This window comes from Pseudoxanthomonas sp. 3HH-4 (genome assembly GCF_006716465.1).
GTDB lineage: Bacteria > Pseudomonadota > Gammaproteobacteria > Xanthomonadales > Xanthomonadaceae > Pseudoxanthomonas_A.
Genome location: NZ_VFPB01000003.1, coordinates 416,685 through 434,526, shown reverse-complemented (window position 1 = coordinate 434,526; position 17,842 = coordinate 416,685). Strand labels below are relative to the sequence as shown.

The 17,842-nt window shown below is 66.9% G+C and carries 11 protein-coding genes; 7 read left to right on the top strand and 4 right to left on the bottom strand.

Annotation, left to right across the window (positions count from 1 at the left end; all coding sequences use genetic code 11):
• Nucleotides 1-80 precede the first annotated feature (80 nt).
• The 5 genes from FB548_RS11925 to FB548_RS11905 all read left to right on the top strand — a co-directional run bounded on the left by FB548_RS11925 (nt 81) and on the right by FB548_RS11905 (nt 7,133).
• A complete protein-coding gene (locus FB548_RS11925; RefSeq protein WP_255470517.1) occupies nt 81-1,361 on the top strand; it encodes a sugar ABC transporter substrate-binding protein in 1,281 nt (426 codons plus the stop codon).
• Nucleotides 1,358-2,242 (top strand): sugar ABC transporter permease, encoded by an 885-nt coding sequence (locus FB548_RS11920; protein WP_142124996.1) that lies wholly within the window; start codon nt 1,358-1,360, stop codon nt 2,240-2,242. The genes FB548_RS11925 and FB548_RS11920 overlap by 4 nt, the downstream gene beginning before the upstream one ends.
• Nucleotides 2,239-3,060, top strand: coding sequence for a carbohydrate ABC transporter permease (locus FB548_RS11915; RefSeq protein WP_142124995.1), 822 nt, complete (start codon nt 2,239-2,241; stop codon nt 3,058-3,060). Before FB548_RS11920 ends, FB548_RS11915 begins: the two co-directional genes overlap by 4 nt.
• A gap of 35 nt (nt 3,061-3,095) precedes the next feature.
• A complete protein-coding gene (locus FB548_RS11910; RefSeq protein WP_142124994.1) occupies nt 3,096-6,314 on the top strand; it encodes a discoidin domain-containing protein in 3,219 nt (1,072 codons plus the stop codon).
• 111 nt (nt 6,315-6,425) lie between these two features.
• Nucleotides 6,426-7,133 carry a hypothetical protein gene (locus FB548_RS11905; RefSeq protein WP_142124993.1) on the top strand — a complete coding sequence of 236 codons (708 nt, stop codon included), beginning with the start codon at nt 6,426-6,428 and terminating at the stop codon, nt 7,131-7,133.
• Between the two features lie 156 nt (nt 7,134-7,289).
• Here the strand turns inward: FB548_RS11905 and FB548_RS11900 are convergent, their stop codons facing one another.
• From FB548_RS11900 to glk, 3 genes are all read right to left on the bottom strand, one after another.
• On the bottom strand, nt 7,290-7,946 hold the full coding sequence (locus FB548_RS11900) for a bifunctional 4-hydroxy-2-oxoglutarate aldolase/2-dehydro-3-deoxy-phosphogluconate aldolase (protein WP_142124992.1): 657 nt from the start codon (nt 7,944-7,946) through the stop codon (nt 7,290-7,292).
• A gap of 150 nt (nt 7,947-8,096) precedes the next feature.
• Complete coding sequence (edd, locus tag FB548_RS11895; protein WP_142124991.1) at nt 8,097-10,007, bottom strand: phosphogluconate dehydratase; 1,911 nt, start codon at nt 10,005-10,007, stop codon at nt 8,097-8,099.
• A 232-nt stretch (nt 10,008-10,239) separates the two neighbouring features.
• Nucleotides 10,240-11,247 (bottom strand): glucokinase, encoded by a 1,008-nt coding sequence (glk, locus tag FB548_RS11890; protein ID WP_142124990.1) that lies wholly within the window; start codon nt 11,245-11,247, stop codon nt 10,240-10,242.
• 436 nt (nt 11,248-11,683) lie between these two features.
• Between glk and ugpC the strand changes: the two genes are divergently transcribed.
• Nucleotides 11,684-12,766: a sn-glycerol-3-phosphate ABC transporter ATP-binding protein UgpC gene (gene ugpC / locus FB548_RS11885; protein WP_142124989.1), complete on the top strand. Its 1,083-nt coding sequence runs from the start codon at nt 11,684-11,686 to the stop codon at nt 12,764-12,766.
• Nucleotides 12,767-12,834: 68 nt separating this feature from the next.
• Here ugpC and FB548_RS11880 read toward each other — a convergent pair whose 3' ends face one another.
• Entirely contained in the window at nt 12,835-14,037 is a 1,203-nt protein-coding gene (locus tag FB548_RS11880) for an amino acid aminotransferase (RefSeq protein WP_142124988.1), read from the bottom strand.
• Between the two features lie 276 nt (nt 14,038-14,313).
• On the opposite strand from FB548_RS11880, the gene smc reads away from it, so the two are divergent.
• Nucleotides 14,314-17,817, top strand: coding sequence for a chromosome segregation protein SMC (smc, locus tag FB548_RS11875; protein ID WP_142124987.1), 3,504 nt, complete (start codon nt 14,314-14,316; stop codon nt 17,815-17,817).
• The last annotated feature ends 25 nt before the right edge of the window (nt 17,818-17,842 follow it).

Genomic DNA, 17,842 nt, shown 5'->3' with positions numbered 1-17,842 from the left:
CTGACCGCATGGATCTGCGTGCGCCAGCAAGGGTCTCTCCGGCACGCATCAGGGTCTTCTCCGGTGGAAGGAGGGCCCTGGTGCGCTGCTGTTCTTTCCTGATCCTGCTGTCCGTGTTGGCGATCGCGGGGTGCGCGCGCACGCAGGACGACCGCACCGTCGTACGGTTCTGGGTGATGGGATATGAAGGAGAGGTCGTCGCCAGACTGCTGCCCGAATTCGAGCGCCAGCACCCCGACATCCATGTCGACCTGCAGATCGTGCCGTGGCTGTCGGCACACGAGAAGCTGTTGACCGCCTTCGCAGGTGAATCGCTTCCCGACGTCAGCCCCATCGGCAACACCTGGATTCCCGAGTTCGCGGCGCTCGGGGCGCTCGAGCCACTGGATGACGAGATCGCCGCGACATCCGGTTTCGACCGGGAAGACTTCTTTCCAGGCGTCTGGGACACGGGCGTAATCGACGGTCGCGCTTATGCGGTGCCCTGGTATGTCGAGACGCGGCTGCCGTTCTATCGCCGCGACATGTTGGCCAAGGCCGGCGTGGAGACCCTGCCCGCAAGCTGGGACCAGTGGCGCATCGCCATGCAGCAGGTCAAGCAGGTCGCAGGGCAGGGAAACTATTCCATCCTGCTGCCCCTCAATGAATTCGAACCGCTGCTCAGCCTTGCGATCCAGCAACCCGAGCCGCTGCTGCGCGACGGTGGGCGCTACGGCAATTTCCGCAGTGCGGGGTTCCGGCAATCGCTGGGCTTCTACAAGGAGATGTTCGAGCAAGGCTGGGCGCCGATCGTCACCAACAACCAGATCTCCAATGTCTGGGACGAGTTCGGCAAGGGCTTCTATTCGTTCTATATCTCCGGCCCCTGGAACATCGCCAAGTTCAAGGAGCGCCTGCCGGCCTCGCAGCAGGACGACTGGATGACGATGCCGCTGCCCGGCCCGAACGGCCCCGGTGCATCGCTGGCCAACGGCACCAGCTTCGTCGTGTTCAAGGATTCGCCGAACAAGGCGGCGGCGTGGGAGCTGATCGCGTGGCTGTCGTCGCCATCGGTGCAGGCCGAATTCCATGCGCTGACCGGGGACCTGCCGCCACGTCGTTCGCCATGGCAGACGCCGGCGCTTGCGAAGGATCCCTACGCCAGGGCATTCCGCGAGCAGCTGGAGCGTGCGGTCTCCACGCCCAAGGTGCCGGAGTGGGAGCGCATCGCCACCGAGATGCGGCTGGTCGGCGAACAGGTCGCGAACGGCCGCATGACCGTGGACCAGGCGGCGGAAGAACTTGATCGCCGCGCCGACCGCATCCTGGAAAAACGTCGCTGGATGCTGGACCACGCAGTGAAACCGGGGGTGGCGCCGTGAGATCCACGCACTCGCTCGCCGGGTGGCTGTTCGCCGCGCCCGCATTGACGGTCATCGTGGTCTTCTTCGGCCTGCCGGTGCTGGCTGCGCTTGCGCTCAGCGTGACCGATTTCGACATCTACGCGCTGGCCGACATCGACAACCTGCGCTTCGTCGGCCTGGACAACTACGTCGGCCTGCTGCAGAACCCGATGTTCTGGAAGTCGCTGGGCAACACCGTCTACTTCGTAGTGGTCGGCGTTCCGCTATCGGTCGCCCTGTCGCTGGGCGCAGCCCTGTTGCTGCATTCGAAGCTCGGGCGCTTCAAGGGCTTTTTCCGCACCGCGTTCTTCGCGCCGGTGGTGACCACGGTGGTCGCAGTCGCGGTGATCTGGCGCTACCTGTTCCACACCAAGTACGGGCTGGTGAACTGGGGGTTGTCGTGGATCGGCATCGATCCGATCGACTGGCTGGGCGACCCCGCGTGGGCCATGCCGACCATCATCCTGTTCGCCGTCTGGAAGAACTTCGGCTACAACATGATCATCTTCCTCGCCGGCCTGCAGAGCATCCCGGAAGACCTGTACGAAGCCGCCCGCATCGATGGCGCGTCGCGATGGGCGCAGTTCCGCCACGTCACCCTGCCGCAACTCGGGCCGGTGCTGCTGCTGGTCGGCATCCTGACCATGGCGGGTTACTTCCAGCTGTTCGCCGAGCCTTACGTGATGACGCAGGGCGGGCCGCTGGAGAGCACCAAGAGCGTGCTGTACCTGATGTACGAAGAAGGCTTCAAATGGTGGAACCTCGGCAATGCCTCGGCCGTTGCGTTCCTGCTCTTCATCCTGATGACCGTCGTGACCAGCGGGCTGCTTTGGTTCGCCCGCAAGCGGGGCGTGCAATGAACGCCCGTGTCGCCGCCGCCGTCGTCAACGGGTTGCTTGTCGCCCTGGCGGTCATCAGCCTGGGGCCGCTGCTGTGGATGCTGTCGGTATCCTTCATGCAGACCGGCGAGGCGGGCCATTTCCCACCGCCGCTGCTGCCGTCCGCGCCAACGCTGGACAACTACCGCGAGCTGTTCGTGCGCGCCGGCATGGGCCGCTACCTGTTGAACAGCTTCATCGTTTCCACGAGCGTCATGCTGCTGTCGCTGCTGTTCAACACCATGGCCGGCTACGCCTTCGCCAAGCTGCGCTTCAGGGGCCGCGACCGGACGTTCCGTGCATTGCTGGCGGCGCTGGTGATCCCGGCCCAGGTGGCGATGATGCCGCTGTTCCTGCTGCTCAAGCAGATGGGACTGGTGAACACCTATGCCGGTGCCATCGTGCCCGGCATGGCGGCGATCTTCGGCATCTTCCTGGTGCGCCAGTACGCGCGTTCGATCCCGGACGAACTGCTGGAAGCCGCACGCATCGATGGTGCCGGTGAAGCCCGCATCTTCTTCCAGATCGTGTTGCCGGGATTGAAGCCCATCCTGGTGACGCTGGCCATCTTCAGTTTCCTCGGCGCATGGAACGATTTCATGTGGCCGTTGATCGTGTTGAGCGACGACGCCCTGCAGACCTTGCCGGTCGCCCTGGCGGGCCTGTCGCGGGAGCACGTGATGGACTACGAATTGATGATGGCCGGTTCGGTCGTCACCATCCTGCCGGTGCTGCTGCTGTTCCTTGCTTTGCAGCGCTACTACATCCAGGGCTTGTTGCTGGGCAGCGTGAAGGGTTGACCCGGGAACCGGATCGTCGCGGAGCTTGAATCACCATGAACATTGAATCGTCATTCCCGCGCAGGCGGGAACACAGTGGCTTCGCTTTGTCGCCCGGCACCGAGTGCCGTCGCAGCCGCGTGCTCGTTGGCTGCCTGATTCTCGCGTTGGCTGCGCCCGCGTTCGCTGCGCAGGACGAAGCCCGCATCCTCGACGACTTCAGCGATCCCTCGGCGTGGCGCGTGGTGACCTCCAACCAGGTCAGTGGCGCGCTGCGCGCGGTCGATGGGGTGGACGGCAGGGCGTTGTGCCTGGACTATGACTTCAATGGCGTGTCGGGCCATGCCGGCATCCAGCGCGACCTGCCGTTGTCGTATCCGGCCAATTACCGGTTCGGTTTCCAGCTGCGCGGTGATTCGCCGCGCAACGATCTGCAGTTCAAGGTGGTCGACGCCAGCGGCGACAACGTCTGGTGGGTCAACCGGGCGAAGTACGAGTATCCATCCGTGTGGACGCCGGTGCGCTACAAGCAGCGCCACATCGACAAGGCGTGGGGCCCGGACCCGGACCGCGTACTGCGCCGGAGCGAGAAGCTCGAGTTCACCGTCTACAACAACGCGGGCGGCAAAGGGTCCGTCTGCTTCGATCAGCTGACGTTCGAGCCGCTGCCGGTGGACGATGGCGCGCCGTTGACCGGCCAGGCAAGCGCTACCGTCGCGTTTCCCGCAGGCCCGGCGATGATGGCCATCGACGGCAAACCGGAGACGGCCTGGTCGGCCGACCTGCATGGAGACACGGATCCCCAGCTGACGCTGGACCTGGGCAGGGTGCGCGAGTTCGGTGGACTGGTACTGCGCTGGAAAGCCGGTCAGCACGCGTCGGATTACCTGGTACAGCTGTCCGACGATGGCGCTCGCTGGCGCGACGTGCGCACCGTGGTGGGTGGCAACGGCGGCAACGATTATCTGGCGCTGCCGGAGTCGGAGGCGCGCTATGTGCGTGTCAACGTCGGTGATGGCCCCGGGCGTTCGTTCGCGCTGTCGGCACTGGAAGTGAAGCCGTTGGCATTCGCCGCGCATCCGAACGATCTGATCAAGGCGATGGCGGCTGAAGCGCCGAAGGGCTGGTTCCCGCGTGGCTTCAGCGGCGAACAGCCGTACTGGACGATCGTCGGGATCGATGGCGGACGCGAGCAGGGGTTGATCGGCGAGGATGGGGCCATCGAGATCGCCAAGGGCGGCATCAGCGTCGAGCCGTTCGTGCAGGTCGATGGGCGCTGGATCGGCTGGGCGGACCTGCAGGCGACGCAGTCGCTGCAGGACGGCTATCTGCCGATGCCGACCGTCACATGGACGCACGCCGACTTCGCGCTTTCCACCACGACTTTCGCTGCGGGCAGGCCCGGCGACTCGCGCGTCGTAGCCCGCCATCGCCTGACCAACACGGGCGTTGCGTCGCGCGAGTACGTGCTGGCGCTGGCTGTGCAGCCATGGCAGGTGAATCCACCCAGCCAGTTCCTCAACACGACGGGTGGTTTCAGCCCGGTCAACGCGCTGGAGTTGCGTGACGGCGTGGCCACCGTCAACGGGCGCGACAGCGTGCGGTTCGCGCAGCCGGACGCGGTGCTGGCATCCCGGTTCGATGAAGGGTTGGTCCGCGAGCGGCTGGACGTCCTCGATGCCGGGGACGAACAGAGCGGCGCTCACGTGACGGGCGATGCAACCGGCCTTGCCTCGGGCGCGGTGCTGTACCGGTTCACCCTGGCGCCGGGCGAAAGCCGCGACATCGACTGGGCCGCGCCGCTGGAAGGTGCGCTGCCTGCGCGCGTCGACGCGGCACGCGACCAGCAGGCCACCGCGGCCGTGTGGCGAGAAAAACTCGGCGAAATGAAGCTGCAGGTACCGGCAGAAGGCCAGCCGGTGGCCGACACGCTGCGTACCGCGCTCGCGCACATGCTGATCTCGCGCATCGGCCCGCGCCTGCAGCCAGGCACACGCTCGTACTCGCGCAGCTGGATCCGCGATGGCGCGATGATTTCCGAGGGACTGCTTCGTCTCGGTCGCCCGGAGGTGGTCAAGGAATACGTCGAGTACTACGCGCCCTACCAGTTCGAGAACGGCAAGGTGCCGTGCTGCGTCGACGATCGCGGCAGCGACCCCGTCCCGGAGAACGACAGCCACGGCGAGCTGATCTTCAACATCGCCGAGTACTACCGTTACACCGGCGACAAGGCATTCCTCAAGAAGATGTGGCCGCACGTGCAGGGCGCGTTCGCCTATATGGAAGAGCTGCGCCTGAGCGAGCGCACCGAGGCCAATCGCGCCGTCAATGCGGCGTTCTACGGCATGATGCCGGCCTCGATCAGCCACGAAGGCTATTCGGCCAAGCCGATGCATTCGTACTGGGACAACTTCTGGGCACTGCGCGGCTACAAGGATGCGGTCGAGGTCGCCGACGCGCTGGGTGAAGTCGCCGCGTCCAAGCGCATGGCCGCATCGCGCGACCAGTTCCGCGATGATCTGTACGCGTCGCTGCGCGCGGCTACGCAGCTTCATCGCATCAACTACCTGCCGGGTGCGGCCGAGATCGGCGACTTCGACCCCACGTCGACCACCATCGCGCTTGCGCCGGGCGGCGAGCAGGGCGAGCTGCCCGCCGACCTGCTGCATGGCACGTTCGAACGCTACTGGACCGAGTTCGTGCAGCGTCGCGACGGCAAGCGCGAATGGAAGGATTACACGCCGTACGAATGGCGCAACGTGGCGGCCTTCGTCCGGCTGGGTTGGCGGGAGCGGGCGTGGGAGGTGCTGGATTTCTTCTTCAAGGACCGTGCGCCGCAGCCCTGGAACCAGTGGGCGGAGGTGGTGTCGCGCACGCCGCGCACGCCGTTCTTCGTCGGCGACCTGCCGCATGCGTGGGTGGCTTCGGATTTCGTGCGTTCCGCGTTGGACATGTTTGCCTACACGCGAGAGCTGGACGACAGCCTCGTGCTGGCCGCAGGTGTCCCGGCCGCATGGCTGGACGGCGAGGGCATCGCCATCGAGGGCCTGCGTACGCCCAGCGGCGTGCTCGGCTATTCGCTGCGCAGCGGTGGTGGCGAGGTCGTGCTGGACGCGAAGGCCGGATTGAAACTGCCAACCGGTGGACTGGTGCTGCCGTGGCCGTACAAGCAGGCACCCGGCGAGACGCGCATCAACGGCAAGCCGGCGCAGTGGAAGGACGGCGAACTGCGCATCACCACGTTGCCTGCACGCGTGGTGGTCAAGACACCTTGACCGTAGAGCGGAGCCCGCTCCGCTGCTTCAACGGTGTGGTGGAGACGCCTGCTGCATGCTTGAGCCGGGTAAGCCCGGCTCCACGTCTCTCGCAGGGCGGAGTACATTGCGATGTATCGTCCGTCCTGCCGCGTCGCCGCCATGCTCGCCGACTCCACGCGCATCCCGCTCTGGCCACTGCCCCTGCTGATCACGCTGCTGTTCCTGGTCGCCGCGCATGCTGCCTACCTGCTTTCGATCCAGGGCGGCCATGTGCCTGCCTGCATGCCATACACGGAAGGTTGCGTCTCGATCAGTCGTGCGGCTCGGCACGGACTGGGCAATCACCTGTTCCGCTTGATGGTGATTCCGTGCGCGGTACTGCATGCGCTGGTGTGGTGGCTGTCGATGCGCTGGTTGCACGGCGGGCGGGCGATGGTGCTGTTGGGTCTCCTGTCCGCGATCGCACTGGCGGTCTACGCCACGTTCCTTGGGACTGAAGGCGAGACCTACCGTTTCCTGCGGCGCTACGGCGTGGTCGTCTACTTCGGATTCGGATATCTGGCGCAGCTGGCGTTGATGCGTCGCGCGTCGCGGATGCGCGCACTTTCGTCAAGGACGATCACGGCGATGTCGTGGATCTCGCTGGCAATGCTGTTGCTTGGTGTGGCGAATGTCGCGGCCGGTTTGCTCGTCGCCGACCCGGCAGCGAAGGACCGGTGGGAGAACGTCTTTGAATGGTGGCTCGGCGTACTGATGGTCGGCTGGTACGCCGTGCTCGCCTTGGGATGGAGGCGGCAGGGCCTGTCAGCGGACCTCAAGCCCCATGCTCCACTGTAGGAGCGACGTGAGTCGCGACCGTAAGGCAAAAGCCTCCCGTAGCACCGGGGGCAAGCACGACACCTTCCTGGCCTTGGCAAGCGGGCTGCGTTCCGATATCAGGGCCGCTTATTCTTGCGGTCGCGACTCACGTCGCTCCTACACACAGCGGAGCTGTCAGCCGCGAACGCGCTGCACGATACCGGCGGCCTTGGCCGAACTCTCGGTGACCTTGTCCCACTCGCCGTTGTCCAGCCATCCCTTCGGGACCATCCACGAGCCGCCGATGCAGACCACGTTGGGCTGCGACAGATAGTCGGCCGCGGTGTCTTCGGTGATGCCGCCGGTGGGGCAGATCTTCAGTTCCGACAGCGGGCCGGCGAGACCTTTCAGCATCGCCAGACCGCCGACGGCGGTGGCGGGGAACAGCTTGCACACACGGAAGCCGCGCGCCATCAGCGACAGCAGTTCGGTCGGCGTGGCGGCACCGGGCACCACCGGGATGTCGGCGGTGGCCAGCGCTTCCGCCATGTGCGGCGGCGTGCCGGGTGTCACCAGGAAATCCGCGCCCGCCGCGATGGACTGCTCCATCTGTTCGATGGTGAGCACCGTGCCCGCGCCGATCACGATGTCCGGCAGCTCCTGCTTCAGCATCGCCAGCGCTTCCATCGCCACCGGCGTGCGCAGCGTCAGTTCGATCGCGGGCAGGCCGCCTTTCAGCAATGCTTCGGACACCTTGCGCGCTTCATCCAGCGTATGGACGGTGACGACCGGCAGGATGCCGGCGGCGCGGAGGAGGGATTCGGCTTTCTGCTGGTGGGCTTCGATGGTCATGGCGTGTCGACTTGTTGGGTTGAGTCCCTCTTCCGTCGGGAGAGGGGTTGGGGAGAGGGGCGACGAAGGTCCGGATGATTCACCACCGGGACGGCCTTCGCCCCTCATCCGCCCTTCGGGCACCTTCTCCCGAGGGGAGTAGGAAAAGGCTCACGCATCTTTGGCTTCATGCGGCGCCTCGGCGGCATGCGCGGCATCGCCCAGTTCGTACTCGGCATCGTATTCCCACGTGCCGTCGTGATACGGCAGGCCGCAGGAAATCGACATGGCGCCGCGATCTGCGGGCGTGACCACGTCGCGACTGACCGCGAACAGGTTGCGGCCCATGTCCAGCGCGGCGGGCGAGGTGTTCGGCGCAATCTCGCGCGCCGCCCATTCCGCCGCATCGACCAGGGCTTCCAGCGTTCCTGCTTCCGCATCGAGACGCACGATGTCGCCTTCGCGCAGCTTGGCCAGCGGACCACCGCGGGCGGCTTCCGGTGTCAGGTGGATGGCGGCGGGAATCTTGCCCGACGCACCCGACAGGCGGCCGTCCGTCACCAGCGCCACGCGCCGGCCCTGGTTCTGCAGCAGGCCCAGCAGCGGTGCCAGCGAATGCAGTTCCGGCATACCGTTCGCGCGCGGTCCCTGGTAGCGGACCACGGCGACGAAGTCCTGCGGCAGCACGCCGGCGGCATGCAGTTTGTTGAGTGCGCGCGGATCGTCGACGACGACGGCCGGAGCCTCGATGAAGCGATACTCCGGCTTCACGGCCGAGGTCTTGATCAGCGAACGGCCTAAATTGCCGCGCAGCAGGCGCAAGCCACCTTGTTCCTCGAATGCGCGCGAGACCGGACGAACGACGTCTTCGTCCGCGCTCTGGGCGACACCCGGCGCGTAGGCGAGCTTGCCGTCCTGCAGGCGCGGCTCATCGCAGAACGCGCGCAGGCCGCCGGGCACGATGGTGGTGATGTCATGCATCAGGCCGGCATCGAGCAGTTCGCGGAACACGAACTGCGTGCCACCGGCCGCCGCGAAGCGGTTCACATCGGCTTCGCCATTGGGGTAGACGCGGGCCAGCAACGGCACGGTCTGCGCGATCAGGTCCATGTCGTCCCAGGTCAGCACGATCCCGGCCGAACGCGCCACCGCGATCCAGTGGATCGTGTGGTTGGTGGAGCCGCCGGTCGCCATCAAGGCCGCCATTGCGTTGACGATGGCGCGCTCGTCGATCAGGCGGCCGATCGGACGGTAGTCGTCACCCAGCGCGGTGATGGCCAGCGCGCGCTCCGCCGCCGCGCGCGTCAGCACGTCACGCAGCGGCTGGTCGGGATTGACGAACGAGGTGCCCGGCAACTGCAGGCCCATCGCTTCCAGCAACACCTGGTTGGAATTGGCGGTGCCGTAGAACGTGCACGTGCCCGCGGCGTGGTAGCTGGCGGCTTCCGCCTCCAGCAGTTCTTCGCGCGAGGCTTCGCCGGCGGCATAGCGTTCGCGGACGGCGGCCTTTTCCTTGTTCGGAATGCCGGGCGACATTGGGCCGGCCGGCACGAACACCGCCGGCAGGTGGCCGAACGCCAGCGCGCCCATCAGCAGGCCCGGCACGATCTTGTCGCAGACGCCCAGGTAGAGCGCGGCGTCGAACATGTCGTGGCTCAGTGAGATCGCCGTGGCCTGCGCGATCACGTCGCGCGAGAACAGCGACAGCTCCATGCCCGGACGGCCTTGCGTCACGCCGTCGCACATCGCCGGCACACCACCGGCGACCTGCGCGGTGGCGCCGAGATCGCGCGCGACTTGGCGGATGATCTCGGGGTAATGCTCGAACGGCTGGTGCGCCGACAGCATGTCGTTGTAGGCATTGATGATGCCGAGGTTCGGCGTCACGTCGGCGCGCAGCCGACCCTTGTCGGTGGGCCCGCAGGCGGCGAAGGCATGCGCCAGGTTGCCGCAGCTCAGGCGCGCACGCTGCGGCCCGTCGCGGTGCGCGGCATCGATGCCGTCGAGGTAGGCACGGCGCAGGGGGGCGCTGCGCTGGCGGATGCGTTCGGTGACTTCCTGGATACGGGGGTGCAGGCTCATGGGCATAGGGCTAGGCTGCAGACACGGACATTCTGCATGGCGTGGCGAGATGAGGCCGTGAGGCGCAGCCTTCCGGCATCTCCAGCGCGTGGAGGGGAAGGGCGGGGAACGACGGCGACGGCATGATGCTTTCTACCGTCTTTGGCGCAGGTGCGAAAGCGACCAAAGGCAGACCAGTCCCTGCTTCGGAGCATTGCGCGTGTTGCATTGCAGCGCGCATCTGCGCAAAACCTCAGGTGCGCGCGGGTGTCCTGGGGCCGAACAGTTCGACTGCGTACGCCGCCGCACCCAGCAGGCCCGGGCGCGGATGCATGTTCGCGAGCGTAGGCACGCGTCCCATCGCGGGCGAGAAGCGTCCCTTGTGCTCGAAACGCTGGCGGAAGCCGGAATGCTGCAGCGAGGTCAGCAGCTTCGGCACCAGCCCGCCGGTGAGGAACACGCCGTCCCATGCGCCCGTGGTCAGCACCAGGTCGCCGGCAATGGCGCCGAACACCGCACAGAACACATCCAATGTGCGCACGCAGCGCGGATCGCCAGCGGCGGCACGCGCGGTGACGTCCTTCGGTTCCAGCGGGCCGCCGGGATCCTCACCCGCGATCTCGCTGAGCGCGCGGTACAGATTCACCAGGCCCGGGCCGCAGATCAGGCGTTCGTTCGACACGCGGCCGAACTGCGCGGACAGGATGTCGAGGATGCGGATTTCTTCCGGTGTACCGGGCGGAAAACTCACGTGGCCGCCTTCGGTCTCCAGCGGATACGCGCGTCCGTCGCGAATCACCAGCGCCGCCACGCCCAGGCCCGTGCCGGGGCCGATCACCGCATACGTGCGCGGTACCGACAGCGGCGCCGGCGCCCACTGCGCGCCGCCGATGGCGACCACATCGCGAGGCGTCAACAGCGATACCGCCATCGCCTGCGCGGCAAAGTCGTTGACCAGTTTCAGGCCCTGGAATCCCAATGCCTGGCGCGTGCGGTTCACCGAGATCACCCACGGATGATTGGTGATGCGGGCTTCGTCGCCATCGACGCGCCCGGCAACGGCGAAGACGCCGTTCTGCGCCGTGGCGCCGGTTTCATCGAGGTAGTGCTGCGCGGCCTCGGCGAGCGAAGGGAAATCGGCGACCACGAACTCGCGCACGCTGTCGTCCAGCAGCGGAACGGCGGCGGCCGCATCGGCAAGCGCGAAGCGCGCATTGGTGCCGCCGATATCGGCGAGAAGGACGCGCTCGGCGTTGCTCATGCGGCAAACATCCTGTTCGATGCGGGGTGGCTTCCAAAACGGGTCCGCTGCATTCGCCTGGTCGATCCTGTGCTGCCGGAGAAGGGCCACGTCGCGTGGGCGGCGCATGATAGCGCGCACCTGCGCCAACGGGATGCCGGCGTGCGCGTCCATGCGGCATCCGTATACGTATGCGCTATTCCGGAATAGGAAGACGCGCGGTCGGAGGCGCAGGGAGACGTGACGGACATGGCGTGCGTGGGCAGTGCGACCCGCCCAAGTACACCAGCGTGCAGGGGGCGGCTTGCGTTGTGAAAACGGTTACATGGCAGAATAGCCGAACTTCCCCGCCTGCGGAAAGGGAAGCCGAACGCATCGCCCGCGAGGGCATGCCTGCCATCGGGAGAGCCCGGTCGCAGCGAATACAACCCATGGGCGTCGCCCGACCGGAGCAATGATGGCCAGTGTCCAACTCGACCGCGTGCGCAAGGTGTACGACAACGGCCAGGTGGCCGTGCACGGGGCCAGTTTCGAGATCGCCGATGGCGAGCTCATGGTGCTGGTCGGTCCGTCCGGCTGCGGCAAGTCCACGCTGCTGCGGATGATCGCCGGCCTTGAGGAGATCTCCGACGGCAACCTGCTGATCGGCGAACGGCGCGTCAACGACGTGGCGCCGAAAGACCGCGATATCGCGATGGTGTTCCAGAGTTATGCGCTGTACCCGCACATGACGGTGGCCGACAACCTGGCCTTCGGATTGAAGCTGCGCGGGGCGCCGCGTGCCGAGATCGATCGGCGCGTCAACGCCGCTGCCGAGACCCTGGGCATGACGCACATGCTGGGCAAGCTGCCGCGCGAAATGTCCGGCGGCCAGCGCCAGCGCGTGGCGCTCGGACGTGCGCTGGTGCGCGAACCGTCGGTGTTCCTGCTGGACGAACCGCTGTCGAATCTGGACGCCAAGCTGCGCCACTCCGTGCGTACCGAGATCGGCCGCCTGCACCGTCAGCTTGGCGCGACCATGGTCTACGTAACCCACGATCAGGTGGAAGCCATGACGCTGGGCCAGCGCATCGTGGTGCTGAAGGACGGCGAGATCCAGCAGATCGACACGCCGATGGCGCTGTATGAGAAGCCGGCCAATCTGTTTGTCGCCGGTTTCCTCGGCAGTCCGGCGATGAACGTGCTGTACGGCACACTGCACCAGGCCGATGGACTGCATCTTTCACTCGACGACGGTACGCAACTGCCGCTCGGCCATGCCCTGGTGGCCAATCCGTGGAGCGGACGACGCGTGGCCCTGGGCGTGCGCCCCGAGCATCTGCTGCCCGCCGGCATCGGCAAGGCCGCGTTCGAGGCGCAGGTGGAACTGATCGAGCCGGTGGGCAATGAAGTCTTCGTCAACCTGACGTATGCGGGCCACGCGCTGGTCGCCCGCATGCCGCCGCAGCGTCTGCCCGAACCGGGCCAGGCGCTGCGCGTCACCGTCGAAGGCGCCGTGCTGCATTTCTTCGACCCCGACACCGGCCTGCGGTTGGCCTGACCCGCCGCAGGACAGAAAGAAGGGAGGCCGAGGCCTCCCTTCTTCGTTTGCAGCAGGATGCGTTGCGGTCAGTCGCGGCTGACCGTCCGGATCGCTTCCGCTACGTAGCCCAGGTTCTGCTGGTTCAGGGCCGCCACGCAGATGCGGCCGGTCCCTACCGCATAGATGCCGAACTCATCGCGCAACCGGTCCACCTGCGCCTTGCTCAGGCCCGAGTACGAGAACATGCCCGCCTGCCGCTGGATGAAGGCGAACTCCGGCGCGCCGAGGGTGGCCAGCTTGTCCACCAGTGCCGCGCGCAGCGCATGAATGCGCTCGCGCATGCCGCCCAGCTCGCTTTCCCATACCGCACGAAGTTCGCTGCTTGCCAGCACGCCCGCCACCAGCGCGGCACCGTGCGTGGACGGGCTGGAGTAGATGGTGCGGATGATGCGCTTCACCTGCGACTGGACGGCCTTGGTCGCGTTGGCGTCCGGGCCGACCACCGATAGCGCGCCGACGCGCTCGCCGTACAGCGAGAACGACTTGGAGTACGAGTTGGCGACGATGAAGCTGTCGGTGCCGGCATCGGCGAGGATGCGCACCGCGGCGCCGTCCTCGACGATGCCCTTGTCGAAGCCCTGGTAGGCCATGTCAATGAACGGGAACAGGCCACGGTCCTTCAGTAGCGCTGCGACCTGTGTCCACTGCTCGACCGTCAGGTCGGCGCCGGTGGGGTTGTGGCAGCACGCGTGCAGCAGCACGACGGTGCCCGGCTTGAGTTGGCCCAGGTCGGCCAGCATGCCGGCGAAGTCCAGGCCATGCGTGGCGGCATCGAAGTAGGTGTAGTCGACGATGTCGAATCCGGCCGCGCCGAACACCGCGCGGTGGTTTTCCCAGCTCGGGTTGCTGATCGCGATGGTGGCGTGCGGCAGCAGCTTCTTCAGCAGGTCCGCGCCCACGCGCAACGCGCCGCTGCCGCCGACGGTCTGGGTGGTGGCGACGCGGCCGGCGGCCACGAGGGCCGAATCCTTGCCGAACACGAGTTCGCGGGTGGCGGCGTCATAGGCGGCCAGGCCATCGATCGGCAGGTAGCCGCGCGGCTTGGCGGCGTCGGCCAGCGCCTGTTCCACCTGACGGACGCAGTCGAGCAGGGGGATGCGCCCCTGTTCGTCGTAATAGATGCCGACGCCCAGATTGACCTTCTGGGTGCGGGGATCGGCGTTGTAAGCCTCGGTCAGCCCCAGGATGGGGTCGCCGGGCACCAGTTCGACGGATGCAAAAAGAGACACGGAGTGGGGACCGTTGATGAGTGAGGGAGGAGGGGTGAAGCGGCCTGCGATGCTAACAGGCGCGGGCCTCTCCGTACGCTGGTAGTGGTGCGGCGTACGTCAACGGGAGGCCCGGGCATCCCATGGCAGGGGCGGCTATACTCATCCGTTGGCGTGCCCCAAGGCATGTCGGATTGTCAGTCAAATCAATGAATTGGCAATCGAAGCTGATCCCACTTCACACTTGCGGCAGCGCGCCGGCCCGGTCCGGTCGCGGTGCCCGGAAGACACCGCCGCATGCGCCTTTCCACCATCAAGCTGTCCGGTTTCAAGTCGTTCGTCGATCCCACCGTGCTGCACCTGCCGACCAACATGACCGGCGTGGTCGGTCCGAACGGCTGCGGCAAGTCGAACATCATCGATGCGGTGCGCTGGGTCATGGGCGAAAGTTCGGCCAGCCGCCTGCGCGGCGACTCGCTGACCGATGTGATCTTCTCCGGCTCGGCGGCGCGCAAGCCCGTCTCGCAGGCCTCGGTCGAACTGATCTTCGACAACAGCGACCACACCATCAGCGGCGAGTTCGCCGCCTTCAACGAAATCTCGGTCCGGCGCCTGGTCAGTCGCGACGGCCAGAGCAACTACTACCTCAACGGCACCAAGTGCCGCCGCCGCGACATCACCGACCTGTTCCTCGGCACCGGCCTGGGCCCGCGCAGCTACTCGATCATCGAGCAGGGCATGATCAGCCAGATCATCGAAGCGCGGCCGGAAGACCTGCGCGTGTACCTGGAGGAAGCCGCCGGCATCTCCAAGTACAAGGAGCGCCGCAAGGAAACCGAAACCCGCATCCGCCACACCCGCGAAAACCTCGACCGCCTCAACGACCTGCGCGAGGAAATCGGCAAGCAGCTCGAGCACCTCAAGCGCCAGGCCAAGCAGGCCGAGCAGTACAAGGCGCTGCAGGAAGAACGCCGGGTGAAGGACGCCGAGTGGAAGGCGCTGGAGTATCGCGGCCTTGACGGCAAGCTGCAGGGCCTGCGCGAGGCGTTGTCGCAGGAAGAGACCCGCCTGCAGCAGCTGATTGCCGAACAGCGCGAAGCCGAGCGCCTGCTCGAAACCGACCGCGTGCGCCGCGAGGAAGCTGCCGATGCCCTCAACAAGGCGCAGGGTGAGGTCTACCAGGTCGGCAGCACGCTGGCCCGCATCGAACAGCAGATCCAGCACCAGCGCGAGCTCGGCGACCGCCTGAAGAGGGCCCGCGACGAAGCCCATAACGCGCTGCAGGAACTCGGCCAGCACATCAGCGGCGACGAGACCCGCCTCAACGTGCTGCGTGAGTCGGTCGCCGATGCCGAACCGCAGCTCGAACAGCTGCGCGAGGAGGATGTGTTCCGCCAGGACGCCCTGCGCGAGGCCGAGGCCGCGCTGGCCGACTGGCAACTGCGCTGGGAAACCCACAGCCGCGAATCGGCGGAAGCTTCGCGCGCCGGTGACGTGGAACGCACCCGCGTGGATTACCTCGACCGCCAGTCGCTGGAAGCCGAGCGCCGTCGCGAGGCGTTGGCCAACGAACGCCTCGGGCTGGACCTGGACGCACTGGCGTCCGCCTTCGAACAACTGCAGCTGCAGCACGATACCCAGAAGGAATCACTGGACACGCTGGCCGAGCAGGTCGAGGCGCGCAAGCAGGGCGCCGCCGACGTGCAGGAGCAGCAGCGTGGCACCCAGACCGAGCTGTCCGACGTGCGCAAGCGCGCGCAGGAAGCGCGCGGCCGCCTGTCCTCGCTCGAGACGCTGCAGCACGCCGCGTTGGGCCAGGAGCAGGGCGCCGCGATGAGCTGGTTGAAGGCGCGCGGCCTGGACAATGCTTCGCGCGTCGGCGAGAAGCTGACCGTCGAGCCGGGCTGGGAGAACGCCGTCGAAGGCGCGCTCGGCCAGCTGATCGAAGGTGTGCTGGTCGATGCGCCCGAAGCCTTGGTCGATGCACTGGGCGAACTCGGCGACGGCCGCATCGCACTGGTGTCGGACGACCGCAGCGATGTCGCGTTCGCACCGACCTCGTTGGCCGCCAAGGTGCAGGGGCCGGCGGCGATCCGTCGCCTGCTGGCCCGCCTGCACGTGGCCGAGGATCTGGGTGAAGCCCGCCGCCTGCAATCGCAGCTTGGCGAGGGCGATTCCGTCATCACCCGCAACGGCGAACGCCTCGGCGCAGGCTGGGTGCGCGTGCTGCGTTCCGGCGCCGCCAAGCAGGGCGCGCTGCTGCGCGAGCGCGAGATCCAGGCGCTGCGTGGCGAGATCGAAACCCTGCAGGCGCGCGAAGCCGAACTGGAAGAGCGCCTGGCGCAGCTGCGCGATCAGCTGCTGGCCGCCGAGCAGCAGCGCGAAGACGCGCAGCGCACGCTCTACATGGCCCATCGCGGCGTGTCGGAACTGGCCGGCCAGCTGCAGAGCCAGCAGGGCAAGGTGGACGCCACGCGGACGCGCCTTGAGCGCATCGATGGCGAGATCGCGCAACTGGTCGAAACGCTGGATACCAGCCGCGAACAGGCCCGCGAAGCCCGCGCCAAGCTCGAGGATGCGGTTACCCGCATGGGCGACCTGGAGTCGGCCCGGCAGGCACTGGAAGGCGAACGCCGCCAGCTGGTCGACGCCCGCGACCAGGCCCGCGAAGCCGCCCGCAGTTCGCGCGACACCGTGCACGCGCTGGCACTGACGCTGGAATCGCAGCGCGCCCAGATCGTCTCGCTGAGCCAGGCGCTGGAGCGCATGGGTGGGCAGCGCGGGCAGCTGGACTCACGCCTGGAAGAACTCACCCTGCAGCTCAGCGAAGGCGATTCACCGGTCCAGGAGCTGGATGCCCAGCGCCAGGCTGCCCTCGAACACCGCGTCACCGCCGACCGCCAGCTGGCCGAAGCGCGCTCGCTGCTGGAAGGCATCGACAACGAGCTGCGCAAGTACGAGCAGACCCGCCAGCAACGCGACGAACAGGCCGTGGCCCAACGCGAGCGCATCTCGCAGCGCAAGCTCGACCAGCAGGCACTCGCGCTGAAGGCCGAGCAGCTGTCCGAGGCCGTCGTCGCCGGCGGCTTCGTGCTGGACGACGTCATCAACACGCTGCCCGAGGTCGCCGACATCCGCGAGTGGGAGCAGGCCGTCACCCAGATCGATGGCCGCATGCGCCGGCTGGAGCCGGTCAACCTGGCCGCCATCCACGAGTACGGCGAAGCCAGCCAGCGTTCGGAGTATCTGGACGCGCAGAACGTCGACCTGACCACCGCGCTGGAAACGCTGGAAGAAGCCATCCGCAAGATCGACCGCGAGACCCGCGGCCGCTTCAAGGACACCTTCGACCGCGTCAATGCCGGCGTGCAGCAGCTGTATCCGCGCCTGTTCGGCGGCGGCCATGCCTATCTGGAACTGACCGGCGAAGACCTGCTCGACACCGGCGTGGCCATCATGGCGCGTCCTCCCGGCAAGCGCGTGTCCAATATTTCGCTGCTCTCCGGCGGCGAGAAGGCGATGACCGCGGTGGCGCTGGTGTTCGCCATCTTCCAGCTCAATCCCGCGCCGTTCTGCCTGCTGGACGAAGTCGATGCTCCACTCGACGAGGCCAACGTGGGCCGCTTCACCAACATGGTGAAGGAGATGAGCGAGAAGGTGCAGTTCCTGTTCGTGTCCCACAACAAGGCCACGATGGAAGCCGCACACCAGCTCAGTGGCGTTACCATGCGGGAACCCGGTGTCAGCCGGCTGGTGTCGGTGGACCTGGAAGAGGCCGCCCGCCTGGCCGGCGCCGCCTGACCCTTCATCCATTCCACCTTGCCGG

Coding starts and splice junctions, on each gene's coding strand:
- FB548_RS11915 (WP_142124995.1), top strand. CDS start 2,239: ATGAACGCCCGTGTCGCCGCCGCCGTCGTCAACGGGTTGCTTGTCGCC.
- FB548_RS11910 (WP_142124994.1), top strand. CDS start 3,096: ATGAACATTGAATCGTCATTCCCGCGCAGGCGGGAACACAGTGGCTTC.
- FB548_RS11905 (WP_142124993.1), top strand. CDS start 6,426: ATGTATCGTCCGTCCTGCCGCGTCGCCGCCATGCTCGCCGACTCCACG.
- FB548_RS11900 (WP_142124992.1), bottom strand. CDS start 7,946: ATGACCATCGAAGCCCACCAGCAGAAAGCCGAATCCCTCCTCCGCGCC.
- edd (WP_142124991.1), bottom strand. CDS start 10,007: ATGAGCCTGCACCCCCGTATCCAGGAAGTCACCGAACGCATCCGCCAG.
- glk (WP_142124990.1), bottom strand. CDS start 11,247: ATGAGCAACGCCGAGCGCGTCCTTCTCGCCGATATCGGCGGCACCAAT.
- ugpC (WP_142124989.1), top strand. CDS start 11,684: ATGGCCAGTGTCCAACTCGACCGCGTGCGCAAGGTGTACGACAACGGC.
- smc (WP_142124987.1), top strand. CDS start 14,314: ATGCGCCTTTCCACCATCAAGCTGTCCGGTTTCAAGTCGTTCGTCGAT.